Annotated in this window: 25 protein-coding genes and 1 other annotated feature; of the genes, 19 read left to right on the top strand and 6 right to left on the bottom strand. The window is 46.6% G+C overall.

Features of this window, described 5'->3' with window-relative positions:
• The first annotated feature begins 80 nt into the window (after nt 1-80).
• The 6 genes from GON05_RS13230 (at nt 81) to GON05_RS13205 (ending at nt 5,184) form a co-directional block, all read left to right on the top strand.
• Nucleotides 81-455: a response regulator gene (locus GON05_RS13230; RefSeq protein ID WP_157319572.1), complete on the top strand. Its 375-nt coding sequence runs from the start codon at nt 81-83 to the stop codon at nt 453-455.
• Between the two features lie 52 nt (nt 456-507).
• On the top strand, nt 508-2,259 hold the full coding sequence (locus GON05_RS13225; RefSeq protein ID WP_157319571.1) for a response regulator: 1,752 nt from the start codon (nt 508-510) through the stop codon (nt 2,257-2,259).
• 137 nt (nt 2,260-2,396) lie between these two features.
• Nucleotides 2,397-2,852, top strand: a complete 456-nt coding sequence (gene nikR, locus GON05_RS13220; protein WP_157319570.1) for a nickel-responsive transcriptional regulator NikR — start codon at nt 2,397-2,399, stop codon at nt 2,850-2,852.
• Nucleotides 2,853-2,902: 50 nt separating this feature from the next.
• A complete protein-coding gene (locus GON05_RS13215; RefSeq protein ID WP_157319569.1) occupies nt 2,903-3,307 on the top strand; it encodes a DUF2203 domain-containing protein in 405 nt (134 codons plus the stop codon).
• Between the two features lie 81 nt (nt 3,308-3,388).
• Nucleotides 3,389-4,972, top strand: coding sequence for a copper resistance CopC/CopD family protein (locus GON05_RS13210; RefSeq protein ID WP_157319568.1), 1,584 nt, complete (start codon nt 3,389-3,391; stop codon nt 4,970-4,972).
• Nucleotides 4,973-4,998: 26 nt separating this feature from the next.
• Nucleotides 4,999-5,184, top strand: coding sequence for a hypothetical protein (locus tag GON05_RS13205; RefSeq protein ID WP_127457327.1), 186 nt, complete (start codon nt 4,999-5,001; stop codon nt 5,182-5,184).
• 57 nt (nt 5,185-5,241) lie between these two features.
• On the opposite strand, the gene glsA is transcribed toward GON05_RS13205, so the two are convergent.
• The 4 genes from glsA to GON05_RS13185 all read right to left on the bottom strand — a co-directional run bounded on the left by glsA (nt 5,242) and on the right by GON05_RS13185 (nt 9,368).
• Complete coding sequence (gene glsA / locus GON05_RS13200) at nt 5,242-6,195, bottom strand: glutaminase A (RefSeq protein WP_157319567.1); 954 nt, start codon at nt 6,193-6,195, stop codon at nt 5,242-5,244.
• A gap of 24 nt (nt 6,196-6,219) precedes the next feature.
• On the bottom strand, nt 6,220-7,140 hold the full coding sequence (locus GON05_RS13195; RefSeq protein ID WP_157319566.1) for an aldo/keto reductase: 921 nt from the start codon (nt 7,138-7,140) through the stop codon (nt 6,220-6,222).
• 113 nt (nt 7,141-7,253) lie between these two features.
• On the bottom strand, nt 7,254-8,849 hold the full coding sequence (locus tag GON05_RS13190; RefSeq protein ID WP_397370047.1) for an MDR family MFS transporter: 1,596 nt from the start codon (nt 8,847-8,849) through the stop codon (nt 7,254-7,256).
• A 90-nt stretch (nt 8,850-8,939) separates the two neighbouring features.
• Nucleotides 8,940-9,368, bottom strand: coding sequence for a MarR family winged helix-turn-helix transcriptional regulator (locus GON05_RS13185; RefSeq protein ID WP_157319565.1), 429 nt, complete (start codon nt 9,366-9,368; stop codon nt 8,940-8,942).
• Between the two features lie 191 nt (nt 9,369-9,559).
• Nucleotides 9,560-9,821 (top strand) — a binding site (T-box leader).
• A gap of 70 nt (nt 9,822-9,891) precedes the next feature.
• Here GON05_RS13185 and pheS point away from each other — a divergent pair.
• From pheS to GON05_RS13165, 4 genes are all read left to right on the top strand, one after another.
• Complete coding sequence (gene pheS, locus GON05_RS13180) at nt 9,892-10,926, top strand: phenylalanine--tRNA ligase subunit alpha (protein ID WP_127457323.1); 1,035 nt, start codon at nt 9,892-9,894, stop codon at nt 10,924-10,926.
• A gap of 25 nt (nt 10,927-10,951) precedes the next feature.
• Complete coding sequence (gene pheT, locus GON05_RS13175; protein ID WP_157319564.1) at nt 10,952-13,405, top strand: phenylalanine--tRNA ligase subunit beta; 2,454 nt, start codon at nt 10,952-10,954, stop codon at nt 13,403-13,405.
• A gap of 91 nt (nt 13,406-13,496) precedes the next feature.
• Nucleotides 13,497-15,488: a cell division protein ZapA gene (locus tag GON05_RS13170; protein WP_157319563.1), complete on the top strand. Its 1,992-nt coding sequence runs from the start codon at nt 13,497-13,499 to the stop codon at nt 15,486-15,488.
• 8 nt (nt 15,489-15,496) lie between these two features.
• Nucleotides 15,497-16,048 (top strand): CvpA family protein, encoded by a 552-nt coding sequence (locus GON05_RS13165; protein WP_246239089.1) that lies wholly within the window; start codon nt 15,497-15,499, stop codon nt 16,046-16,048.
• Between the two features lie 107 nt (nt 16,049-16,155).
• On the opposite strand, the gene GON05_RS13160 is transcribed toward GON05_RS13165, so the two are convergent.
• Entirely contained in the window at nt 16,156-16,542 is a 387-nt protein-coding gene (locus GON05_RS13160) for a cupredoxin domain-containing protein (protein ID WP_157319562.1), read from the bottom strand.
• Nucleotides 16,543-16,737: 195 nt separating this feature from the next.
• Nucleotides 16,738-17,106 (bottom strand): phage holin family protein, encoded by a 369-nt coding sequence (locus GON05_RS13155; RefSeq protein WP_127457319.1) that lies wholly within the window; start codon nt 17,104-17,106, stop codon nt 16,738-16,740.
• A 248-nt stretch (nt 17,107-17,354) separates the two neighbouring features.
• Here GON05_RS13155 and GON05_RS13150 point away from each other — a divergent pair, with 248 nt between their 5' ends.
• The 9 genes from GON05_RS13150 to GON05_RS13110 all read left to right on the top strand — a co-directional run bounded on the left by GON05_RS13150 (nt 17,355) and on the right by GON05_RS13110 (nt 26,440).
• Nucleotides 17,355-19,715: an endonuclease MutS2 gene (locus tag GON05_RS13150; RefSeq protein WP_246239087.1), complete on the top strand. Its 2,361-nt coding sequence runs from the start codon at nt 17,355-17,357 to the stop codon at nt 19,713-19,715.
• 138 nt (nt 19,716-19,853) lie between these two features.
• Nucleotides 19,854-20,534 (top strand): PspA/IM30 family protein, encoded by a 681-nt coding sequence (locus GON05_RS13145; protein WP_157319560.1) that lies wholly within the window; start codon nt 19,854-19,856, stop codon nt 20,532-20,534.
• A 115-nt stretch (nt 20,535-20,649) separates the two neighbouring features.
• Nucleotides 20,650-21,069 carry a DUF350 domain-containing protein gene (locus tag GON05_RS13140; RefSeq protein ID WP_127457316.1) on the top strand — a complete coding sequence of 140 codons (420 nt, stop codon included), beginning with the start codon at nt 20,650-20,652 and terminating at the stop codon, nt 21,067-21,069.
• 136 nt (nt 21,070-21,205) lie between these two features.
• Nucleotides 21,206-21,706 (top strand): hypothetical protein, encoded by a 501-nt coding sequence (locus GON05_RS13135; protein ID WP_157319559.1) that lies wholly within the window; start codon nt 21,206-21,208, stop codon nt 21,704-21,706.
• Between the two features lie 120 nt (nt 21,707-21,826).
• Nucleotides 21,827-23,140, top strand: a complete 1,314-nt coding sequence (locus GON05_RS13130; RefSeq protein ID WP_157319558.1) for an MFS transporter — start codon at nt 21,827-21,829, stop codon at nt 23,138-23,140.
• Nucleotides 23,141-23,221: 81 nt separating this feature from the next.
• Nucleotides 23,222-24,130 carry a cysteine synthase A gene (gene cysK, locus GON05_RS13125; RefSeq protein WP_220138866.1) on the top strand — a complete coding sequence of 303 codons (909 nt, stop codon included), beginning with the start codon at nt 23,222-23,224 and terminating at the stop codon, nt 24,128-24,130.
• Nucleotides 24,131-24,278: 148 nt separating this feature from the next.
• A complete protein-coding gene (locus GON05_RS13120; RefSeq protein ID WP_157319556.1) occupies nt 24,279-24,548 on the top strand; it encodes a hypothetical protein in 270 nt (89 codons plus the stop codon).
• A gap of 179 nt (nt 24,549-24,727) precedes the next feature.
• A complete protein-coding gene (locus GON05_RS13115) occupies nt 24,728-25,219 on the top strand; it encodes an Lrp/AsnC family transcriptional regulator (RefSeq protein ID WP_127457313.1) in 492 nt (163 codons plus the stop codon).
• A 15-nt stretch (nt 25,220-25,234) separates the two neighbouring features.
• Complete coding sequence (locus GON05_RS13110) at nt 25,235-26,440, top strand: aminotransferase class I/II-fold pyridoxal phosphate-dependent enzyme (protein WP_157319555.1); 1,206 nt, start codon at nt 25,235-25,237, stop codon at nt 26,438-26,440.
• Nucleotides 26,441-26,472: the final 32 nt, after the last annotated feature.

The raw sequence follows: 26,472 nt of genomic DNA, 5'->3' as shown, positions 1-26,472 counted from the left end.
TGACTTTATTCGACAAATTCCTATCTTGCCTTTGAGCATGATGCTATAATTAAAGTCATATTTTAATAGAGGTGACCTTTATGTCTGTATATAAAATATTGCTGGCTGACGACGAGCTTGCACTCCGCTTCCTGCTTACAGAAACGTTATCCGATGAAGGATATGAAATCACGGAGGTAGAGGACGGTCAGCAAGCCATTGAGCAGCTTCAGAAGGCATCGTTCGATCTGGTTATCCTTGATTATATGATGCCGGAGCGCACGGGTGTTGAAGTATGCGAGTGGCTTCGTCAGAGCGATAACGCGAACCGGGACCTGCCTGTTATTCTTTTAACAGCGAAAGCCTTGGACAAAGATAAAGAGAAGGCCAAAGCGGCAGGCGTCACCACTTATATTGTGAAACCGTTCAGCCCGCTTCAACTTCTAGATACGGTCGGACACTTATTGGAGAGTTGATTCGAAACCTATAGAGTATTAATTTTATTTGTAAAAAGGGTGATTGTCCGTCATGAATCATACGAATCTAGAGTCAAAGGGCTCCAGGTCAGAATCGGATAAAGATGCAAGAATTCTAAGACAAGGCAGAAAACTGTTCATTCGCGAGTTTGAAAAGCAGTTGAAAGAGCTTGAGACCCTGCTGGATGCCGTTCGTGTTAAGCCGGAAATCGAGGACTTGAATCGGTTCTATCGCATTATCCATACGTTGAAGGGCAGTGCGCCGATTTTTGGCTATGACAGGATTGGCCGGCTGGCGGAGGAATTGGTGCGCCTATGGGAATGGACGCAAACTATTGACACGGATCAGGCGTTGTCGTTGACATCGACGAACCCGGTTCAAGAAAACGCAGAGCGCAGTCTCGTGCTCCTTCGCGATATGAATATGGAATACGATATCTGCCTGACGGAGATCCAAATGGACGAGCAAAAGGATCCCACAGGAGGCTCTATGCTTCGAACCTTGAAAAGCCGTTTGCTGCTTGTCGATGATGACGAAGTGCTGCGTTCGTATTTGACCCGGCGTCTTCAGCTTGATGATTGTGTGGTCGATGAGGCTGCTGATGTGGAATCAGCTATGAAATTATTGCGTACACACACCTATGATCTCGTGACACTTGATCTTATGATGCATCCGCAATCAGGCTATGAGCTGTTTGAGTTTCTCAAAGAAGATCCGACATTGAAATGGCTGCCCCTCATTGTTCTATCAGGGCGCAATGATTTGAATGATAAAGTTCGCTGCTTCCATCTAGGGGCTGACGATTATGTGACCAAGCCCTTTCAGTATGAAGAATTAGCCGCCAGGATCTATGGTTTGCTCAAAAGGACGAAAAATTTCGAGCAGTTGGCCTTCCGTGATCCGCTTACCGGCGTGTTCAACCGGCGATATTTTGACCTTCAGATTGGCATGGAGCTGCAGCGGATTGAGCGGTATCCAGCTCCGATTTCGCTTGTTTTCATCGATATTGATTTTTTCAAAAGAATCAATGATACGTATGGACATCACGTAGGAGATTTGGTATTGCAAGGCTTGGCTCATCTCTTGCAAACTAATTTACGCTCAACGGATTTACTGGCGCGTTTTGGCGGTGAAGAGTTCGTAATTGCCCTGCCGAACACCTCTTTGGAACAGGCGTATTCCACGATTCAGAACATTCTGCACATCATTAGCTCGAATCCGGTTGCCCATTATGAGGGGAAACCTTTCTCCATCACGTTCTCTGCAGGAGTTGCCCAGTGGCGGGAAGGATTGTCCGTGGCGGATTGGGTGGCTAAGGCAGATGAAGCAATGTATCAAGCCAAACAGCAGGGCCGGAACCGCGTAATATGCGCTTCAGCAGAGAAAGAGAGCGATTCGAACAAATCGGCGTCGCCGCCTCTTCCTGAGAAGAAAAGTTTGCTAATCGTTGACGATGATCCAATCTTAAGAGCAATTCTGACTTCTCATTTGGAGCATCTGCCGATTGCCATCACACATGCTTCCGATGGTGAAGAGGCGCTCGGCTTGATGCAGGAAAAGACTTATCATGCGTGTATTCTGGATGGCATGATGCCTAGGCTGGACGGTTTTTCCTTGTTAGATCAAATTAAGAAGGATGAGCGCTCCGCGAATGCGAACATGAAGGTGCTTATGCTTTCCGGCAAGAAAAAGGAAGACGATATGCTCAAAGGCTATCAGATGGGCGCTGATGACTATATGACGAAACCTTTCTCACTCGTGGAGCTGGAAGTTCGTGTCAAAAAACTGATGAACTTTATCTAACAAGCAAGGGAGCAGGGCGTATGTCCGCTCTCTTTTATTATTTTCACCTCAAATAGGGGCTGACCATTTTGCGACAACACCACTTTCTGGTAGAGTGAAGGTAGAGGACGAGGTTAGTTAGAAAGGAGCGTGATCCCATGTCGGAGAAAGAAACGCTTGTACGTTTTGGCATCTCGATGCCGCAATCATTAATTGAGCAATATGATCGGCTCATTGCCATCCAGGGCTATAGCAACCGCTCTGAAGCGATCCGAGATCTCACACGCAAAGCGTTGTTGACCTCCAGCAGCATGCAGTTGGACGAAACGGTAGCCGGAACCATTGTGATGGTCTATGACCATCATATTAGCGATCTGCCCATTACGTTGATGGAACTGCAGCATGAGTATCACCATGCCATTATTTCCACGATGCATATTCATTTAAATCATCAGCAATGCTTGGAAATATTAGTTGTTAGGGGCAAGGTGGAGAAGCTTAGAGAATTGCAGCAGCGAATTCAAGTGCTTAAAGGTGTCGGATATGCCGAGTTATCTGTGACTCATGTGGATGAGCATGGATCCTCACACGAGCACCCGCATACGCATGGGTAGAATTCGAAGTTGCGCTCTTTTTTTGTTAAAATTAGGCATGGAGGTGCAAGATGTCTGATAAAAAATATTTTAGCTTGGAAGAAGCGAATGAAATGCTTCCGTTTGTTGATCAGGAGTTAAAGAAAATGCAACTGCTGAAGCGGGCTTTTGAGGAGAAATACACAGAGCTTCGCAGGAAGAAAAATGAGTTGGCTGAGAAACCCGGCACGGAAAAGGATCCCTTTTTTATGCAGGAAGCGGAGCTTGAATTTATGCAAATTGAAGCGCGCGGGCTGATCCAACATTTTCAGCAAACGGGTATCGAACTTAAGGATATAGAGACGGGTCTTGTGGATTTTCCCTCTACGATCGGGGGCCAGGAAGTTTTGCTTTGTTGGAAGCAAGGAGAGGACAAGATCCGTTATTACCACGGCAAAGAAGATGGTTTTGCCGGACGTAGACCAATAATGGATTAGAGGAATTTATCTATGTATAAACAGAAACAACATGTTCGTCGGTTTTGGTTCTTGCCCGCTGTATTATTGTGTATATTATCAATGATGCTCTTAAGTTCTTTCGTCGCCCCCCAAACTGCTTCTGCTCATGCATCGCTGGTACAGGCAATTCCGGAATCGGGCGCTAAGCTGGAAAGCTCTCCGCCCCAAATCGCAATTACCTTCAATGAACCTTTAGATGCAGGGCTCTTTTATATCAAGGTTTTTAATCATGACGGCGACGAAATGACCAGTAATAAAGCTTATTTGAACAAAGAGCAAACAGGTGTGCTCCTTGATCTGCCTAAGCTGACCGAGGGCGTTTATTTAATTAGCTATCATGTTATTTCGGCTGACGGCCACCCTGTTGGCGGAAGCTATCCTCTGACAATCGGCAATCCGCCGCAAGAAGATACGCTAGATCTTCCTTCCTCCCATGCCAATCACGAGCACGGTTCAGGTCCGCTTACGACGAAGGTACTCTTGCAGTATGCGTCTCGCGGGCTGTGGTATCTCATGGTGCTCGCTTTGACAGGATGGGTCATCTGGTTAAGGATGCTAGGTACGAATGGCGGAAATGAAACAAGAAAAACATTATCTTCATGGACGCTGAATTTGCAGCGTGCTCAACTTGTCGCCCTCCTGCTGCTCATTTTTACTCATATCGAGGATTTACTAGGCGGCGGCGGTGTGGAAGAAGTCGCGAAGCTTTTTAGTGCGACCAATATCGGAATATCCTGGCTGATTCTACTAGTCTTATCTTTCATCGGGTTCGTCCTTATCGGCAGGTGGGCGTGGTTAGACTGGATATGGCCATTAGGCTTGCTTGCGGCTAAAAGCTTTAGCGGCCATGCGGCTTCTTTTTCACCTGTATGGGCAACGATCGGGCTCGATTGGATTCATTTGGTGGGCGCAGCCATGTGGGTGGGAGGATTGGTACTTCTCTACGCGAAGTGGCGTCAGAAGAGCAGTGACATTGCCACGTACATGCGACAATTTTCAAATATGGCGCTGATTTCCATCATCGTGCTGACGATATCCGGTATTTTATCCGTATTCTTATTCCTGCCGAATTTGCATTATCTGTTATACGCCGGATGGGGGATCTTGCTGCTAGTGAAAGTTGGCGCAGTTATTCTAGTCGTGCTTACGGCATTTGTGATTCGTCTCATGATGCGCAAGAAGAAGGCTGCTCAGTCCTTCCTATGGGTAAGAGTGGATTTGACCCTAATGGTACTCATTGTGCTGTTGGTGGGAATTATCACCTATGTGGCGCCAATTCCGGCCAATGAGCCGCTGCAGTGGCATCAGATGGGAGATAAGGTCCACGTATCTGCGGATATCACACCCAAAATCCAAGGGACCAACTCATTTACAGCCAAAGTATTCCTTCCTGAAAATTCAGGGAAACCGAAACAGGTGCTGATGATTCTTCATTATTTGGACGACAAAGAGATCGCTCCGATAGCGGTGCCGATAGCGGCCTATGAGGATAAGGAACAAGAGGAGTCATACGGCTTTGCCAAGTTCAGTTATCGTACGGAGGGAGCCTATCTGCCATTCAGAGGGAACTGGGAATTGGAAATGCGTGTGATGGATACAGAGGATAATGAAACGGTTTACAAAAAAGAATTCATCGTCTACTAACACATTGGCCGAAAGTAGGTGCCGTCATGGCTTGGATTAACATGCTCGAAAGAGAACAATTGTCTGTTAAATTGGATGACAAGGATGAGGTGGCCTTGCTGGAGATCAACGACGGGGGTATATCACCTAACTATGTGACGGTTCGCCTAAGCGAAACCGAGATTGATGAACTGATTGAAGTGCTGCAGCGAATAAAACGAGCCATTCAATAGCTTGCTTGATATACGAAACAGCGGTATTCGTGTGATGACGAATACCGCTGTTTGTTGTTAAAACAAGCTCCAGTCAAACTCCTGCGAAAGCTTCCCCAGGAGGTGAACGCCAGCGGTGCTGTTGCCTTTGCGGTTGAGAGCAGGGCTGACAAGACCGATGCCGTAGCGTCCGGGCACCATCGTTAGAATACTGCCGGACACGCCGCTTTTAGCGGGAAGCCCTACGTTCATGGCGAACTCGCCTGAGGCATTATACATCCCGCAGGTAAACATGAACGTCTTGGCGATTTGTACGAACCGCCGCGGAATCAGGCGCTGCTTGCGAATCGGATCGACGCCGTTATGGGCGAGAACTAATGCCATTCTCGCTAAATCCGTGCAGTTCACTTGGATGGAACAGTGGTTGAAATAGACCCGCAGGACATCGTCAACCTCGCGGTCCAGAACGCCGTTATCTTTCAAGAAGTAAGCAAGCGAGCGATTTCGGTGGGCCGTGTCTGATTCCGATTTGAACACATCCTGATTAATGTCCAGCGCCGGATTGTCCGCAAGTTCCCGGAAAAACTGCAGAATTCGCTGTGTTTGTTCAGGTGGCGTGTCCCCTGCAATTAAGGACGAGATAGCGATAGCTCCGGCATTGATAAGCGGGTTAAAAGGTATACCGGGCTCTACCAGCTCGAGCTTCAGCATCGAGTTGAAATCGTCTCCCGTCGGCTCCATGCCGACCTTGGAGAACACGTACTCTTCGCCGTTATCCATGAGAGCCAGAATAAGGGTGAATACTTTGGAGATGCTTTGCAGCGTAAAATGATAGTCGGTATCACCGGCTACAACGGTATTCCCTTCTGCATCCATGATGCAGATCCCCAAGATATCAGCTGGAGCATTCGCTAGTTCAGGAATGTAGGAAGCAACATGGCCATCTTCGGTATGGACTTTGCTAGCTGTTACCCATGACGCCAAATGGTCATTAAGCTGCTTCCAAGTTGTTGTATGCTCGTCCAAGTTCATCTAGAAGTTAGTCCTTCCTATTGCTTATGCTTTCCATGCTTGTGGGTGGTTGTCGCTGATAAGATCTGTTGCGCTTGCGTTAGCAATGACTTGCTCTGGGTTCTTGCAGCCCGGAATAACGCTTGTGACGGCATCGTGCTTTAAGCACCATGCGAGCGCCCATTTGGCCATATCCATGCCTTCTGGCACTTCTTCTTTTTGAATGCGCTGCACTTCCTCCAGCTTTTGTCTGACGTTCTCCGCATCATGGCGATGACGGACATCGTTGTTGCCAAATACCGCACCAGGCTTGTACTTGCCGCTTAGATAACCGCTTGCCAAAGGCACGCGTGCCAGTACGCCAAGATCCTGATTCACACAGGAAGGGAAAACCAGCTCTTCCGGCGCTCGATCCAAACGATTATAGACCACTTGAATCGCTTTGGAATTTACCTTCGTAGAGGCTTCTGTCTGATGGATGTTGGCATTACTGCCGATGGAAGTTCCCAAATGTCTGATCTTCCCTGCTTGCACTTGTTTATCTAAGGTTGTCCATAAGTCATCGTTGTCGAATAAACTGTCTGGTCCTGAGTGAAATTGGTATAAATCTATGTAATCCGTTTGCAAAGCTTTGAGCGAAGCATCCAATTGTTTGATAACACTTTCCGAGTTGAATTCGTCAGTTCGTGTAAATAGATCATGGAAATGGTGACCGAATTTCGTGGCTACAACCCAATTCTCACGATTGCGTCTGGATAAATAATTGCCGATAAACGATTCGGAAAGATGATCCCCATAGCATTCCGCGGTATCGATTAGGTTAATGCCAAGATCAGCGGCTTGATCCAAGATAGCATCTGCTTCCGCTTGTGTGTACGTAAGTCCCCATTCTCCTCCGAATTGCCAGGTTCCCACACCAACGATAGAAACTTTTAAATCTGTTTTCCCAAGTCTGCGATATTTCATGGTAATCACTCTCCTTTTATAGTATCCAACCTCATTAAACGCTATTGCTGGAAGGTTGTCAAAAGATAAAAAGCCTCCGACCTTCCGAAGAAGGAGGGAGGCTGATTGATACATTAAGCAAGTTCGGCGGAAAGGTCTTTTTCAGCCTTTGGACTTGTCTTTTTCGCTTTAGGGCCAACTTTAATGTTGCCGATAAACAGGGTAAGAACCGCCCCTAGCAATACAAAGACTAGCCCGATTATGAATACTTGATGAAGGGAGGAGACAAGCGCATTTTTCAAAATAGGAAGCATGTGCTCTACAAATTCTTTTGGCATTTTCGCCAACGTTTCAGGACTTAAGAGAGAAGAATACAAGCCCTGCGGATTGGAGTGAATCATATCTGTCATTTGATTGGATAACTGGCTCGCTTCTGCAGGCAGCTGTTTAACAACAGGCGTTAAGTCCTGATCAAGCAAAACCGATGATTTGTGGTTCATGATAGCACCCAAAATTGTCATACCGAACGTACCGCCGATTTGACGGAAGAATTGGCTGGAAGACGTAACCACACCAAGCTCAGATTTCGGGAAGCTTTCTTGCAAAGCTAGGGTCAGAATCGGCATCACAAGCCCCATGCCAAGACCTAAGATCAGCATATAGGCAGATGCTATCAGTTTTGTCGTGTCTATCCCCATCGTGCTTAGGAAATAGAAGCCAACAGCCATGATAATCATCCCGGATAACAGTTGTTTGCGTACACCGATTTTATGAATAAATTGACCGGAAACTACGCTGGCCGCAATCATCGTAAGCATCAGAGGCATCATCACCGTACCGGACGCGGAGGCGCTGATCCCGACAATACCTTGCATGAAGAGAGGTACGAACATAATAGCACCGAACATACCAATAGCCATAAGGAAACCTACACCGTTAATGGTTGTAAAAGTTCTGTTTTTAAATAAACGAACAGGAAGAATTGGCTCTTGCGCTTTGCTTTCGATAATGACGAAGGAAACTAACGATACAATCGCTATGGCGAAAAGGCCAATGATTTGCCAAGATAACCAAGCATAATCTTTACCGCCGAATGTTAATGCTAGCAGCATGGAAACAACACCGATAATCATGGTGGCAATACCCGGAATGTCGAATTTCACTTTGCCGATTGCTTTATGCTTAGGCAGTGCAATTGCGATCAAGATAACAGCCAGGATACCAACGGGAAGATTGATGTAGAATACCCAGCGCCAATCTAAAGCATCAACGATCCAACCGCCGATTTGCGGACCGACAACGGAAGAAAGACCGAAAATCGCACCGAAAACACCTTGCCATTTGGCACGTTGTTTACCGGTAAACAGGTCCCCAATAATAATCATCGCCATCGGCATCATGATACCGCCGCCTATACCTTGCAAGCCGCGGAACAGGATGAGCTCCGTGATGTTCTGGGACATCCCGCATAACGCGGAAGCTCCGATGAAAATGATAAGTCCTGTCACATAAATCACGCGGCGGCCCATCAAGTCAGCCAATTTACCCGCGATAGGAACAACAACGGTTGAAGTCAGCATATAAGCTGTTGTCAGCCAAGCCATTAAACCAAGACCGCCTAATTCACCAACGATACGAGGCATGGCGGTTCCGACAATCGTACCGTCGAGAGCACCGAACAGCATGGCAATAATAAGTCCTGTCAGCAGGAGGCCACGATTTTTTAGCACAGGAGCCGCTGTTTCGGAAAGGTTGTCGTTAGGAATTGTTTTTTGTATAGTTTCCACTACAGTCCACTCCTTTTTTAATTAAATTAAATTTCAATAATAGGTGGTTAGCTTTTCAAAAGCACTTACGAGGACCCTGAGCTCTTCAGGCGGGAGCTTGGATAAGCCTCGGGCGATCACTTCTTTTTGAACGTTTTGAGCTGTGGTAAGAACCTCTTGGCCAAGCTCTGTGTTTTCTACGAGAACAATGCGCCGATCCGATTCATGATGCTTGCGAATGACATGCCCGCTTTGGACAAGGCGATCGATCATGACGGTAATCGCACTAGGTTTGACCCCCATTTTCTCAGCAAGAACGGTTTGCTTGGGAGTTCCCTCCTTGGCGATCATGAACAGCATAAATAACTGCGGCCCCGTTAACTCTGATTTCAATTCAGCGAATACGGCGCTATTAATTTTTCGATGGGCTGCTTCAAACGTTGTCCGGAAACGATTGGTATAAGCCATCAAGTCATCTTCCATAGAAACGCTCCTTCCGGTTCATTGCATGATCAAAATTTTAAACAATGAAATATTTATATAAATTAATGTTTAAACTGTTTAAATAAAATATACGCTTATTTGCTTTCCGAGTCAACTGGGAAAATGCATATATAAAGAGCGCGTACTTGCATATGAGCACTATCTTGCATATAATTACTGGTACATATACGTAAAATGCTTTGACGGAGAAGAGTACGCAGTGCTTCTTGACAGGGAGGGTAAGCCGTTGATTGAGAGCTGACCCCGAGAATCAGGCTGCAGAAGTTCGCTCCCGAGCAGTCCTTTGAACCGAGTTAAGCTTTATTGGCTTTCTTCTAAGTAGAGGGAACCGGACACATCGTCCGTTATCTGGAATGAAGTGAGATCATTTTTTGGCCTATTGGCCGGGAAATGGATCTAATTAGGGTGGTACCACGGCTTTTCGTCCCTTGCGAGGGAGCGGAAAGTCTTTTTTGTGTTTTCATTTTGGTTGATTCAAGGGCCTAATTCAGGAGGGATTGCAATGAAAGAGCGGTTAGAAGCTTTGAAGCAGGAAGCACTGCAAGAGCTAAGCGGCGTACAAAGCCAGCAGGAGCTGAACGATTTACGTATTAAATATTTAGGTAAAAAAGGTCCATTAACCGAGGTTCTTCGCGGAATGGGAGCGTTAAGCGCAGAAGAGAGACCGATCATTGGGCAAGTGGCGAACGATGTTCGTGCTGCGATTGAATCGGTGATCGAAGAGAAGCAAGCGGCATATCAGCAGCAGGAAACGGAAAACAGACTACGTGCTGAAATGATCGACGTTACGCTGCCGGGTCGTCCGTCTGAGCAAGGCGCCGTACACCCATTAAGCAAAGTAATTCAAGAAATTGAAGATATTTTCATCGGAATGGGCTATACGGTTGCAGAAGGACCGGAGGTTGAGCAGGACTATTACAATTTCGAAGCGCTGAACCTGCCCAAAGACCACCCGGCCCGCGATATGCAGGACTCCTTCTACATTACTGAAGAAATCTTGATGCGTACCCAAACTTCCCCTGTTCAAGTGAGAACGATGGAGAAACGTAAAGGCGAAGTTCCGATCAAAATCATTTGCCCGGGTAAAGTATACCGCCGCGACGACGACGATGCGACACATTCCCACATGTTTACGCAAATCGAAGGTCTGGTTATCGACCGCAACGTTCGGATGAGCGATTTGAAAGGTACTTTGCTGCAATTCGTGCAAGAAATGTATGGCAAAGAAACAAGAATTCGTTTGCGTCCCAGCTTCTTCCCATTCACAGAGCCGAGTGTCGAGGTTGATGTGAGCTGTGCAATGTGCGGAGGCGTTGGCTGCCGGACTTGTAAACAAACAGGTTGGTTAGAAATTCTCGGAGCGGGTATGGTGCATCCGCGCGTTCTTGAGATGGGCGGTTACGATCCTAAGGAGTATACAGGGTTCGCCTTCGGTATGGGCGTTGAGCGTATTGCTATGTTGAAATACGGAATCGAAGATATCCGTCATTTCTATACGAATGATCTGCGTTTCTTAAAACAATTCTTACATCTGTAAGCACTAGGAAAAGGAGGGGTTAAGCATGAATGTTTCATACCAATGGTTATCGGAATATGTAGATGTATCAGGTTTCACAGCTGAGGAATTAGCAGAAAAGTTAACCCGAAGCGGTATCGAAGTGGATATCGTGGAGGATCGAAATAAAGGCGTAACGAACGTAGTTGTCGGGTATGTGAAATCCCGTGAGAAGCATCCGGATGCGGATAAATTAAGCGTGTGTGTCATTGATGTCGGTCAAGGCGAAGATTTGCAAATCGTCTGCGGAGCCAAAAATATTGATGCAGGCCAAAAAGTGCCTGTCGCTATGATTGGAGCTGTTCTACCGGGAGGCCTGCAAATCAAACGCGCCAAATTGCGCGGTGTTGAATCCCAAGGGATGATTTGCTCTGCCAAAGAGCTTGGCTTGAACGATAAACTGCTGCCGAAAGAAATTCAGGAAGGTATTCTAGTGCTTCCGGCAGAAACGGAAGTCGGAAGCTCTGTTCTTGATGTTCTGGCGATCAATGACAAGGTGCTGGAGCTTGATCTGACGCCGAACCGTTCCGACTGCTTGAGCATGCTCGGAGCCGCTTATGAGATCGCAGCGATCCTTGGCCGCAGCGTTAAGCTGCCGGATGCGGAAGCGGCGCTGCAGCAAGCTGGATCAGCCGGTGTGAAAGCCGCTGACCGCATCAGCGTGAAGATCACAGCCACCGAGCAGTGCTCTCACTATGCGGCGCGCCTGATCGAAGGCGTGCGCGTAGGCACTTCTCCGCTGTGGATGCAAAACCGTTTGATGGCGGCCGGTATCCGCCCTATCAATAACATCGTTGACATCACGAACTTCGTGATGTTGGAGTATGGTCAGCCGCTGCATGCTTTTGATGCTGAACAGCTGAATAACGGCCACATCGATGTACGCCTTGCTGAGGCTGGCGAGAAGCTCGTTACGCTCGACGATGTAGAGCGTACCCTGGAGCCGCACATGCTGCTTGTTACGGACGGTACGAAGCCTGTAGCGATCGCTGGTGTTATGGGCGGCGCGAATTCCGAAGTGACGAATGATACGACTCGCATTTTACTGGAATCCGCAAAATTTGCAGGCTCATCTGTGCGCCGCACATCGCGCCAGCTAGGCCTTCGCTCTGAAGCGAGCCTTCGCTTCGAGAAAGAAGTGAACCCGGAAGCGGTGCTTCCGGCATTGAACCGCGCGGCTGCATTGATTGCTGAGTATGCAGGCGGCAAAGTCGCAGACGGCATCGTCGAAGCTGTCGCTGGCTCACACAAGCCCGTCAGCATCGAGCTTGCTGCTGACCGCGTGAACAACTATCTCGGCACGGCGCTTTCGCTTGACGAGATGGGCCAAATCATCGAGCGCCTGCACTTCACGTTCGAGCCGGCGGGAGAAGGCAAGCTGCTCGTGCACGTGCCGAGCCGCCGCGGAGACATCACACGGGATGTTGATTTGATCGAAGAAGTGGCACGCCTCTTCGGCTACGATAACATCCCGACGACCTTGATGACCGGCGTGACGACGCCAGGCTCCTTGTCCAAAGAACAGTCGATTCGTCGCATCGCGCGCAATCTCCTGACTCAAAGCGGGCTGCATGAAGTCATTACGTATTCCTTCACGCACCCGGATCAAACCGTTTCGCTGCCGGGTCTATACCCAGCTGCTAAGCCGATCTCCCTCGCAATGCCAATGAGCGAGGATCGCAGCCAACTGCGTACCAGCTTGCTGCCGCATTTGCTGGAAGTCGTGAGTTACAACCGTAACCGGACGATGGATGACGTAGCTATTTTCGAAGTAGGCAAAGCATTTATTACTGATGAGTCAGCACTCACTGCGCTGCCGCAAGAGAAGCTATTGCTTTCTATTGCCATGACGGGCAAACGCCGCGGGGCGCATTGGGCGCAGAAATCCGAGGCCGTTGATTTCTATGATATCAAAGGAATTTTTGATCGCCTGATCAGCTACCTGGGTGTCAAAGGGCTTACTTACACATCGGCTTCCCCGGATGGATTCCATCCAGGGCGTACGGCAGAGCTTTTGCTTGCTACTTCCGAAGGTTCGAAAGTAATTGGCCGAATGGGGCAACTACACCCAACTGTTCAACAGCAGCGTGATCTGGATGACACGTATGTGCTTGAAGTTGAGCTGGCTCCTATTCTTGAAGCTGCTGGCGATGCGATTGTGTATAAACTATTACCACGTTATCCGTCCGTTGGACGTGATATTGCAGTCGTTGTAAATGCTAGCGTACCGGTCGGTCTCATGGAGCAGTCCATTGCCGAAGTTGCCGGCGATTTGCTTGAGTCTATCCAGGTTTTTGATATCTACACAGGAGAGCGCCTTGGTGCAAATCGTAAGAGCGTAGCGATCGCTCTCGTGTACCGTCATGCGGAAAGAACCCTGTTGGATGAAGAGGTAACGGAGCTCCATGCCAAAGTGGTTCAAACCCTTGAACAGCAATATGAGGCAGAGTTAAGAAAATAGAGCAAGTTTCTCATAAGTTGCAGGAAAACAGGCTGGTCTTATCGAAATTAACGTCGATAAGGCCAGCCTTTTCATCTAAGGGGGAAATAATATGACTGCAGAAGATAAAACGAAAATAACCGTTGACATATATGGAAATCAATACAAGTTGAAAGCAGATACAAGCACGAATTACATGAAGCGTGTGGCGGAGTATGTAAATGACCAAATGTTTCGTATCGCCAAGGGCTATCCGCGGTTGGATTCACAAAGAATTGCCGTGCTCGCTGCTGTGAACATGGCGGATGAATGTTTCCGAATGAATGAAATTATGGAAGAGCTGAGCGCGGCGCAGAAAGAACAAGAGGCTACCAAAGCTGCCTATGAGAAAGTGAACGTTACATACAATCAGTTGAAGCACGATTATGATAAACAACAAACGTTTCTGAATGAACAAAAAGGGAAGTTAGACCAAGCTCAAGCGCAAAAGGAACAGCTCCAGCAGGAAGTGCAGAAGGGCAAACAAGAGCAGGAGTTAGTCAAGCAGCAATTGCTACAGCAGCAAGCGCAAGTGAAGCAGCAGCAGGAGCAAGCGAAGCAACAGCAAGATCAAGCCAAGCAACAGCAAGACCACGCCAAACAGCAGCAAGATCAGGCTAAACAGGCTCATGAACAAACCAAACAACAGCTTGAACAAGAAAAAAAGCAAGTTGCCCAAACGCGGCAGCTGCTTGACCAGGAAAAACAGCAGCATCTACAAGCGAAAAAACAAATTGAACAAGGCAAACAACAACAGGAGCAGCTGAGACAGCAATTGCAGCAGGTTAGAAAGGAACAGGATCAAGCTAAACAGATTCACGAACAAATCAAACAGCAGCTGGAGCAGGAGAAAAAACAACGAACGCAAGATCAGCAGCTGCTTGAACAGGAAAAACAGCAGCATTTGCAAGTCGTCAAGCAGCTAGAACAAGGCAAACAAGAACAAGAGCAAGAGCATGATCAGCTAATCCAGCAATTGCAGCAAGTTAAAGAGGAGCAAGTTAAAGCGAAGCAGCTTAACGAGCAAAACACGCAACGACTCACAGAGCAATTGGAACAAGAGAAAAAACAGGTTACGGAAGCGCAGCAGTTGCTTGAACAGGAAAAGCAGCAGCTCTTAGATCTACAACAGCAGCTCAAACAAAATAAACAAGCACAAGAACAAATGGAACAACAATTACAGCAAGCTGGCCAGCAGCATGAGGAAGCCACTGCTATTCAAGAGCAACTCAAACAACAGCTTGAACAAGAGCAACAGCAGCACTTACAAGCCAAAAAGCAAATCGAACAAGGGAAACAACAGATCGAACAAGGTAAAGAACAACAAGAGCTGCTGAAACAGCAACTGCAGCAAGCCAAACAGCAGCAATTGGAAATGCAACAACAACTGGAACAAAATAAGCAAATTCAAGAGCAATTGAAGCAACAATTACAACAATCCAGTCAGCAGAATGAAAAAGTCACTCTTATTCAAGAGCAAATCAAACAACAGCTGGAACAAGAGAACCAACAATACTTGCTAGCCAAACAGCAAATCGAACAAGGCAAGCAAGAACAAGAGCAGCTGAAGGAGCAATTACAGCAGATTCAGCACGAGAAATTACAATTGCAGCAAGAGCTGGAAGAAGAGAAGAGTCAGACTACGAAAGTAGAGCAAAAATTTGAGCAAGAAAAGGAAGGGCTTGTTCAACAATACATGCAAGAAAAAGCTGACTTTGTAGCAGATTTCCAAAACCAACAAACCAACATCGTACAACAGTATGAAGGCCAGAAATCTACAATTATTCAGCATTACCAGGCTCAAATTAAAACGATCATTCAACAGCAACAGCAAGAAAGAGCGTTGTTGAACACTTATTTGGAAGAAGAAAAAGAACGCCTTCAAGAACAATACAACAATGACAAAGAAGTAATGCTGAATCAGAGTTTAAATGACGATGCCTTGGAAAAGGAATTACAACAGATTAAAAAAGAATACAGTGAACTGCGCGAGGAATACGCTAAGCTGCAAACTGAGTATAACGAATGGATTGAATTAGCTGAAACAGACAGCCCGGCCAGGTAATCCGGAAGATGCTGAACAAATTGGATTATTTTTTATTGGCTATCGTTGCTTTGGGATTGCTGATTGGTTACTTTAGAGGGTTTATTGCGCAAATTGTATCCATCTCCGGGTTTGTGCTCGCTTATTTAGTGGCCTTTTATTTCTACAAGGATTTTGCACCGGTGCTTCGAAATGCGATCTCACTGCCTACGTATCAAAATTATCAGAAATACGAATTTATCGTGAAAGGCCTCAATCTAGACACCTATATCTCGAATGCAATCGCCTTTGCCATCTTGTTTTTTGGTGTGAAGTTCGCATTGGTCTTCATCGGACGAGCATTAAACATTTTAGCTAAAACGCCGGGATTGAATGTCATTAATCGTTGGAGCGGGGCGTTGCTCGGCTTAGCTGAAGCCCTTTTAATCGTCATTATCGCCGTGAACGTCATCACGATCATTCCATCGGATGGACTTCAGAAGATGCTTTCGAGCTCAGCCGTAGCCCCTTACCTGATTAATGAATTGCCCGATATTGCCGGTAAATTGCAAGAACTTTGGAAGCAAGGAATCCCCATATGAAAGCTGCCGATTTCTATTTTTTATAGAAAAAGGCGGCTTTTTATTATTTCCGAAACAATAAAAAAGCCTTACCGCGTTTGCCGCGACAAGACCTTTTGAACAAGTAATTATTCAACAATCAATGTTGTTTTCATATTGGCATGGCCGCTTCCGCACATGATGGAGCATGTAATCGGAAATGAACCCGTTTTATCTGGTGTAAAAGTAAAAGTTTTGTTGCTGTTATCCAATTTAACGTTGAATTCTTTGATCGAAGCACCGTGAATACCTTGCGAGTTATCAAGCGTAATCGTGACAGGCTCGCCTTTTTTTACGCGATATTCCGTCTGATCAAATTTGAAGTTCGTTGCTTTCAAAGTTACGTTCTGACCACCGGCCGCTTGTGTAGTTGCAGCAGGAGAAGTCGTATCTGCCGGCTTGGACGCTTTGCTTCCACAAGCAGTGATTGCGATAACTATAGCAACTCCCATTAAAAGAACGAGTAGTTTTTTCATAAATACCCTCCGACGATAAAATGTATTTGTTTTCCTTTCAATTGTACATCACCGATATGGAAAAAACAGTGACAAACTAGTGAAAGCGTTCGGATGGGTTCGAATAAAAGGAAAAGATCGGCCCGGCGAGTGGTACGCAGCAGACCGATCTTTTTTGGGCTTTATCATGGCTATCAGGACTACAAACTGATACAGTTATCGACGATCTTCTCTTCCTGTGATCCCTTGCTCGAAGGGGGTTTTCACAGGAATGAACAAGTCGATGATCCCAATGACTAAAGCGGCTAAAATCGCACCTATGATGCTCGTTGAAACATTACTCACGACGAACTGGGCGGCCCAGATGACCAGCGCGCTCACCAGAAAGCCTACGATTCCTCTGCCAAAAGGAGTGATTTGCTTACCAAAAATTCCTTCAATGATCCATGCCGCAATGGCAATGACCAAGGCAAGGAAAAACGCGCTCCAGAATCCCCCGACCTGAAATCCTGGCACTAACCAACTTACAAACATTAATACCAAAGCAGATACAATAAACCTAACCAGATGTCCTAGAAGATGCATTCAAGAACCTCCTTTTTTCTACGATGAGACAACGTGCTCTCATGGTCAGAAAAGATGTTTTTGTTGAATTTTGCTTGGTGTGTTTGACATTTACTTCGATTCCTTGGCAGAAGGAATAGGTGCACAAATTAGTGTATCCAACTTTTGAACAGATTATGGCAGGCAGCATCTTCCATATAACAATTGTCTCCGTAGCTAATCATACGCAAAATGGTTTATAATATAGGATAGAAATGAGGTTGGGACAGTTGAATCAGAAAATTATTAAAACATTGGAATATGCGAAAATTTTACATAAACTAGCTCATCACGCAGCTACTTCTCTCGGGAAGGACGCTGTCCAGCATCTTGAACCGATCGGGGATTTTGAACTCGTTAAGCTGCGGCTGCAAGCAACCGATGAAGCGGTAAATGTAGAACGCCTGAAAGGCAACGCCCCGTTTGGCGGGATACGGGATATTCGTTCTTCCTTGCACCGCGCCAGAATTGGCGGGATGCTGAATCCAGCCGAATTGCTGGACATATCGACGACGATGTTTGGTACCCGCAGGTTGAAGCGATTTATACTGGCTGTTCATGAGGAGTATTCAATTCCGATGCTCAAGGGGCAGGTTGAATTACTGACTGAGAATAAATCGTTGGAAGATAAAATTAATAGCTGCATTGATGAGAATGCCGTTGTTGTCGATAGCGCAAGCGTTGAATTAGGCCGTGTGCGCAGTGAACTGCGTACAGGCGAGAGCAGAGTGCGTGAACGCTTGGAGCAAATGCTCCGCAATTCGTCGGTACAAAAGATGCTGCAGGATGTGTTGATCACGATCCGAAACGATCGTTACGTGATTCCGGTCAAATCCGAATATCGTTCTAACTTCGGCGGGATGGTACATGATCAATCGGCTTCGGGAGCGACTCTATACATTGAACCTGACGCTATTGTGCAACTGAACAATAAGATTCGCGAGCTTAAGTTCAAGGAAGAAACGGAAATCGAGAAGATTTTGCGCGCCTTAACTGCGCTTGTCGCTGAACAAGTTGATGTGCTTGTTTATGATGTGGATCAATTGGCTGAGCTCGATTTTACATTTGCCAAAGCAGGTCTGGCCAGAGAACTAAAAGCTACGATGCCAAGGTTGAATGACCGCGGCTTTATCAAAATCAAGCGCGGGCGTCATCCGCTAATCGCGGCAGATCTCGTTGTTCCGCTTGATTTGGAGTTAGGGAATGATTTTACGCAAATTATTGTGACCGGACCGAATACAGGGGGAAAAACAGTCTCTCTCAAAACGGTTGGGTTATTAAGTTTGATGGCGATGTCAGGTTTGTTTGTACCTGCGGAAGAAGGCACTCAGTTATGTGTATTCGATGCGATTTATGCCGATATTGGGGATGAACAGAGCATCGAACAGAATTTAAGTACATTTTCTAGCCATATGACAAATATCATCACCATTTTGCGGGATATGACGCCTAAAAGCTTGGTCCTACTGGATGAGCTTGGAGCAGGCACAGATCCAGCAGAAGGCTCTGCGCTAGCGATTTCAATCCTTGATTATATCCACCAAATAGGCTGCCGAATCATTGCAACGACTCACTACTCGGAGCTTAAGGCTTACGCGTACCAAACGCGCGGCACGATAAACGCGAGCATGGAATTTGATATCCAAACGTTAAGCCCGACTTATCGGTTGCTTGTAGGGGTTCCAGGGCGAAGCAACGCGTTTGCCATTGCAGAACGCTTGGGCTTGTCGCGCCGAATTATTGAGCATGCGCGCACCCAGGTCGGCGAAGAGGAGAAACGCGTAGAGTCGATGATCGCGTCTCTCGAAGAGAATCGCTTAATCGCAGAAGCGGAGCGCGAGAGCGCCGAGAGGCTGCGGCGCGAGGCGGAAGAGATGCGCCGGACGTTGGAGGCGCAGCAGCTCAAATTCGACGAGCAGCGCGACAAGCTGCTCGAGAAAGCCGAACGCGACGCGCGTGAGGCTGTCGCCAAGGCGCGCCGCGAGGCGGACGAAGTGATCGCTGACCTGCGGCGCATGGCGCAAGAAGAAGCCGGCGGGGTCAAGGACCACCGGCTGGTTGAAGCGAAGCGCCGCCTCGATCAGGCGGCGCCAGAACTGCGCGAGAAGCAGGTTCGCGCAGCGAAGAAGCGGCCTGAGAGAATCGAGGCCGGGGATGAAGTGCGTGTCGTGAGCCTGGGTCAGAAGGGTCACGTGGTCGAAATCGTTAGCCCGACGGAAGCGACTGTGCAGCTGGGGATTATGAAATTGAAGGTTGAGATAGCCAACCTCGAGAAAATCGGCAGTACGGCTCAGAAGAAGCCGGCTCATCAGGTGGCGACCACCGTCAAACGAACAAGGGATGACAGCATTCGTATGGAGTTGGATATGCGCGGGCTGAACATGGAGGAAGCGTTGATTGAGGCAGATCGCTTCCTGGATGAATCGTTCCTTGGCAATCTGGGGCAAGTGTACCTGATTCACGGCAAAGGAACAGGCGTGCTCCGCACAGGCATGCAGGAGTATCTGCGCCGTCACAAACACGTGAAAAGTTACCGTATGGGGAACTACAATGAAGGCGGAGCCGGAGTGACCGTTGTGGAATTGAAATAACTTTTAAAAATATTTTCAACTTTTTGAAACTCATTGTTTGGGACTGCGTATTTAATGTGTGTAAGCACCGGTGATTAGAAATCAAAACGCATTACCAATTATAAAATAAATAAGGATTAACCTTAGGAGGAATTCAAAATGGGTATTTTTAAAAGATTGCGTGATATGACGATGGCTTCGGTTAATGATTTGCTGGACAAAGCAGAAGACCCAGTTAAGATGTTAAATCAGTTTTTACGTGACATGGAAGAAGACATTTTGGAAGCAGAATCTGCTGTTGCTAAGCAAATCGCGATCGAGAAGAAATTCAAGCTTCAATTCGAAGAAGCAGAAGAAATGGTTACCAAACGTACAGAGCAAGCGATGAAAGCTCTTGAAGCCGGCAACGAAGACTTGGCCCGCCGCGCGCTCGAAGACAAGAAAGAGCAGCAAGTTCGTTTCGACGAGTTGAAACGTCAATATGATCTTGCCAAAACCAATGCGGATCAGCTTCGCAGCCAGTTGACGGAGATGAAAGACGAGTTCAACAAAATGAAAAACAAAAAAGATTTGTTGATTGCCCGTGCTGAAACAGCCAAAGCGCAAAAACAAATCAATCAAGCGATGTCCGGATTCGGTACAGACAACGCAGCCAAAGGCTTTGACCGCATGAGCGAGAAAGTCCTTCAAATGGAAGCTGAAGCGCAAGCAAGCGGCGAGATTCGTTCCAAAAACCGCAGCCTGGATGATGAGCTCGAAGGACTTGGCGCCAGCAAAAGTGGCATCGATGATGAATTGGCCGCTATGAAAGCAAAGCTTGCTGAAAAAAAACAATCTTAATGATATACTAATAGTACCTGCGAGAGACTGAGCCAAACTCAGTCTCTTCTACCGTATATAGGGATTTTTAAATCAACGTTTAAACTCTCTACGTGGAAGGAAGGCAGGAGACGATATGAATGAAGAGGTGGATGTGTTGCTGAGTAATCCGTATTTATCGACGCTTGCATTTTTTGCAGTAGCTGTCATCGCGCTTGTGGTATTTTTAACAATTTTCGAAATGGTCACGAAGTATGATGACTGGGCAGAGATCAAAAAGGGCAATCTCTCTGTGGCAATGGCGACAGGCGGGAAAATTTTTGGGATTTGTAACTTGTTCCGGTTTTCCATTTTGAATAATGACACGATGATTCACTCTCTCATTTGGGCAGGCTACGGATTCTTACTGTTGCTGGCAGCCTACTTCATTTTTGAGTTCTTAACGCCTTATTTTAAAATTGATGAAGAAATCAAAAAAGATAACCGCGCTGTAGGGTTCTTGTCTTTGACGCTATCTGTCTCCCTATCTTACGTAGTAGGCGCATGCGTAACCTAGAATCATACATAGTCTTGGAGGCTTGAACATGAAATACCTGTGGGGCACCTTGTTTGCTATCGCATTTGTGTTTATGGCGGCAGGGATTTATTATTTAATGAAATTTGCTTGAGTGCAATAGATGGAGGATTACGTCATGAGTGCGAATGAAGAAGTTGTTTGTCCTTGGTGTCAGACAGAGATTGTTTGGGATCCTGAGATTGGACCGGAGGATGAATGTCCGCATTGTTTTAACGAGTTGAAGGATTATCGCAGTATTGATTTGAAAGTGAAATTAACGGGTCAACCGCTTCGTTTTCAAGATCAGGAGTTTCCTGATGCGGATGAGGATTTGTCATTGGCATGGGATGACTCAGATGAGCCGCTTGATAAATATGGGGAAAAGGTACAGCATATCACAGACGAGCAGGAAGAAGCGCCGGAGTGCTCAAACTGTCATGAACTGCTTCTGCTGGCAGGGAATGAAGTTGTAAACGAAACTTCCTTCACGCCAACCATTCCAAAAACGCTCGGCAGCGCGTTCCTGACGGCTCCGTTCACGATGAATGTGTATGTGTGCCCGTCCTGTTTTAAAGTTGAAAAAGTGTTGTCCGATACAGATCGACTATTGATGGTTGAACGCATTAAATCGGAGTAAAAAGGAAACCGAGTCCTCGTGGATTCGGTTTTTTTATATGGAATACCTCATATTTTCACCCGAATGGGGAAGTTTAACTAGAACTATTTCGTTTCCGCGGGGAAAGGTGAGGAATTATTTATGCACAATGATCAGAGTATGCAGCGAATGCATCCAGGTAAAGGGAAAGAACGACAGAAGGGCAACTATTTCGAAGAGCGCGATCAACAACCTACTGAGCATAACAACTCGGCCAAAAAAGGGCGATTAGATTCACAGGCGATTCTTCTGATTATCGTTCATACGCTATTTGGGAGCGCAAACGCGCTGTCGGGAACTTTTGTAGGCGTCTATTTGTGGAAAGCCAAAAATGACTACACGCTAATTGGTTGGTTCACGTTAGCGACTCATTTGACGATGGCCATCACCTTCTGGTTAGCAGGAAAATGGGTGAAGGAACATAATAAAATGAACTGCTTACGCATCGGCGTAGCTATTTCTGCCGTATTTTATATGCTGGTTCTGTGGCTGGGAGCGAACAGCTTTCAATATTTTGTATGGCTGGGCATCGTGCAAGGAATTTCTGCAGGGCTGTTCTGGGTTGCCTTTAACGTTGTTTATTTCGAAGTAACGGACCCTGACAATCGAGATCGGTTTAACGGATCGGTGGGCTTGCTCGGAGCTGGAGCGGGCATCATTGCGCCATGGATATCAGGTTTATTGATTGTGAATTTGGGCGATATCAAAGGGTATCGATTAATCTTTTCCATTTCACTTGGCATCTTTCTGCTTGGCGTAGTGATTAGCTTTTTTCTGAAAAAGAGAAAAGTACAAGGTGCTTATGAATGGATGTTTCCTATTCGAAGCCTTAGAAAAGCGGAAACGCCTTGGAAGCGTGTCAGTTTAGCGTTGGTTTTTCAGGGGGTTAGAGAAGGCGTCTTCGGTTTCATGATCGCTCTGCTTGTTTATATTTCCACATCAAGTGAAGCGAGTCTGGGGAATTTTGTGCTGATTACGTCGGCAGTTTCTTTAGTTAGCTTCTGGGCGGCAGGCCGGTTTATAAAGCCGAGGTTCCGGAAGGTCAGCATGTTTATCGGTGCAGCTATGGTGGTAGCGATCATTCTTCCTTTTTTCTGGAAAATGGGTTACAGCACTTTACTTCTCTTCGGACTGGGGTCGGCGCTTTTCTTTCCTATGTACTCCGTACCGATGGTATCTGCTGTATTTGATTTGATTGGTTCAACGGAAGAAAGCGCCAGGCAAAGAGAGGAGTATATCGTGCTTCGTGAGCTTGCTTTAAATGTTGGAAGGGTCTCCGGGGTGCTGCTGTTTATTTGTGTAATTTCGTGGAGCAAGGCGCCACTTGTCATTAATGTGCTTTTATTAATCATCGGCAGTTCTCCGCTTTTTAGCTGGTATTTTATGAAAAAGCAGTTATCTGTAATTAAAACTTGACATCTCTGGGGCTTCCCGATAAAAATGTGGATAGTGTTGGTTAATGGGAAGAGGAGGGGGCAACCCTTGACACATAAAAAAATGGTGAACAGCATCACAGAGCTGATTGGTGATACACCGGCTGTCCGAATTCAACGGTTGGTGGAGCCTGGCGATGCAGAGTTGTATGTCAAACTTGAATATTTTAATCCAAGCGGCAGTGTAAAGGATCGGGCGGCTTTTAATTTAATCGAGCAGGCCGAGAAAAATGGGCTGCTTAGCCCGGGCGCCACGATCATCGAACCGACGAGCGGCAATACAGGTATTGGCCTCGCGATGAATGCAGCAGCCAAAGGATACAAAGCCATTCTCATCATGCCGGATAATATGTCGAAGGAACGGATTAACCTGCTCAAGGCCTATGGCGCAGAGGTCGTCCTGACTCCTGCTGCGCTGCGGATGCCAGGAGCTATCGCCAAAGCACAGGAGCTGAGGGATCAAATCCCGAACAGCTACATCCCTCAGCAGTTTGAGAATCCGGCGAATCCGAGCATTCACCGGGTTACGACCGCCCCGGAGATTTTGGAGCAGATGGAAGGGCGTCTGGATGCTTTCGTTGCAACTTCAGGCACGGGAGGAACTATTACCGGAACGGGCGAGGTGCTTCGCGAGAAGCTGCCGGACATCCAGATTTATGTCGTGGAGCCCAAGGGATCTCCTGTTTTATCCGGAGGAAGCCCAGGACCTCATAAGCTGGTTGGCACGAGCCCTGGCTTTGTACCGTCTATTTTGAATACGAGTATTTATGATCAGATTGTACAAGTGACAGATGAGGACGCAATCGGTACGATGAAAGACTTGGCTAGTAAAGAAGGCATTCTCGTAGGACCATCCGCCGGTGCTTCGGTTTGGACGGGACTGCAGGTCGCCCGTAAGCTTGGAGCGGGGAAAAGGGTGCTTTGTATTGCGCCGGATACCGGTGAACGATATTTAAGTATGGATCTATTTTGATTAAAAGATAGGCGATGAGTACGGCTGCTGGACTAAAATGTCCGGAAGTCGTATTTTTTTTGTAAATCGCGAAAAAATATTGAATAAAAATTCATGATTAGGTATAATTATAGAAGTAATAAAGCGATCGCAGAGAGGTGGATTTACCTTGAAATTAGCTTATATTAATGGACATCCCGAAAGTGATCAACTTCATGATTTTATACAGTCTTATACAAATGAATGCATAACAACCGGTACTCAGAACCATGTGAACTGGAATCAGTTGGAGTCTCAGAATGTGATTTCTGTGTATGACGAAAATACGCTTGTCGGGATCGGCTGTATGGCTGGGGAACCGAGTATCCATGTGCGGCCTACGTATGAACACCGTGAAATTGAACATACCGTTGCTAAATTGCTGAAAGCTGGCATTTAAACGGGTTGTATAAATAATAAGCTGCCTGGATCAGGCGGCTTTTTGTTATTCTCATGCAGGAAAATTCATTTATACACAAATTATCTGAAAATTTGATGAGCGGAGTAATTGAATTAGGACAGCAATTCATTGTAAGATTAAAGGATGAATGAATACGATCACAGAAAGGTTGGTTAACCATGGATGCTTTGAAGCTTAAAATTCTCGAATTACTGAAAGAAGACGCCCGCCGGAGTGCGGAACTCATCGCCACAATGTTAGGAACGGCGGAGGACGAGGTGGCGCGAGCGATAAGCGAGATGGAAGCGGATAAGGTCATCGTCAAGTACGCGACAGTTGTTAACTGGAGCAAGGTAGATGACGAAAAGGTTACCGCCCTGATTGAAGTGCAAATTACGCCTGAACGCGGACGCGGGTTCGACGCTATTGCGGAACGGATCTATTTATATCCAGAGGTCAAATCTGTTTATCTCATGTCTGGCGCTTATGATTTACTCGTAGAGGTTGAAGGCCATTCGCTTAAACAAGTTGCTTCTTTTGTTTCTAACAAGCTATCGCCAATTGATCGCGTGCTTTCAACCAAAACGAATTTTATCTTGAAAAAATACAAACAAGACGGCATCATTTTCGAGGATCAGGCTGATGATCATCGGATGCTTGTCTCTCCGTAAGGAAGAGGTAAAGCCATGATCAAAAATGAGACAATCGTAGAGCCGAACAAAGTGAAATCGATGCAGGGCTACCTTGCTCCTGCCGTACGTGAAATGAAGCCTTCAGGTATTCGGAAGTTTTTTGATCTAGTAAGCAACAGCAAGGATGATATTATTTCCCTTGGTGTGGGGGAGCCGGATTTCTCAACCCCTTGGCACGTTCGTGAAGCAGCCGTTTACTCTTTGGAACGCGGCAGAACGAAATATACGCCAAACTCAGGAATTCCTGAGCTTCGCGAAGCGATTGCGGATTATTTGTACACATCCTTTAAAGTGAAATATGAGCCGTCGAATGAAGTCCTTGTGACCGTCGGAGGCAGTGAGGCCATTGATTTGGCACTGCGCGCTTTGATTACGCCGGGGGATGAGATTCTGATTCCAGAACCTTGCTACATCTCTTATTCGCCTATTACGAGTATTAGCGGCGGCGTTCCTGTCGGAATCGAAACATTCGCGAAGGATCAATTCAAGCTGACTGAGAAGGCGCTTCGTGATGCCATTACGCCACGCTCCAAGATTTTAATTCTATGTTATCCAAGCAATCCTACTGGCGGCATTATGACTTATGAGGACTGGCTGCCAATTGCCAAAGTCGTGGAAGAGAACGATCTTATTGTGATTTCGGATGAAATTTATGCGGAATTGACCTATGGGCAGAAGCATGTAAGTTTTGCAGCTGTTCCAGGCATGAAGGATCGGACGATTCTAGTCAGCGGCTTCTCCAAGGCTTTTGCGATGACTGGCTGGAGAATGGGATATGCATGCGGTCACCGAGAGTTGATCTCCGCTATGACCAAAATTCACCAGTATACGGTGATGTGCGCACCTGTGATGGGTCAAGTAGCTGCACATGAGGCTTTGACGAATGGTTTGGAAGAGAAAGACCGTATGATAGAGTCGTACAATCAACGCAGGCGCCTGGTCGTCAAAGGGTTCCGCGATATTGGACTGGAGTGTCACGAACCGCAGGGTGCTTTCTATGCGTTCCCAAGCGTTGTTGCCACAGGACTTACTTCAGACGAATTTGCCCAGCGGCTTTTATTCGAAGCTAAGGTTGCTGCTGTACCAGGAGATGTGTTCGGTTTAGGTGGGGAAGGTTTCTTACGCTGCTCTTATGCCTATAGTGTATCTCAACTGAATGAAGCTTTAGAGAGAATTGGAAAATTTCTAAGAAATTTGTGATTCAATCTGAAAAATCTATGTTAATTATTCAT

It is taken from the genome of Paenibacillus anseongensis (assembly GCF_009757995.1).
In the GTDB taxonomy this organism is placed as follows: Bacteria; Bacillota; Bacilli; order Paenibacillales; family NBRC-103111; genus Paenibacillus_E; species Paenibacillus_E chondroitinus.
This window is presented reverse-complemented; position numbering and strand designations above follow the sequence as displayed.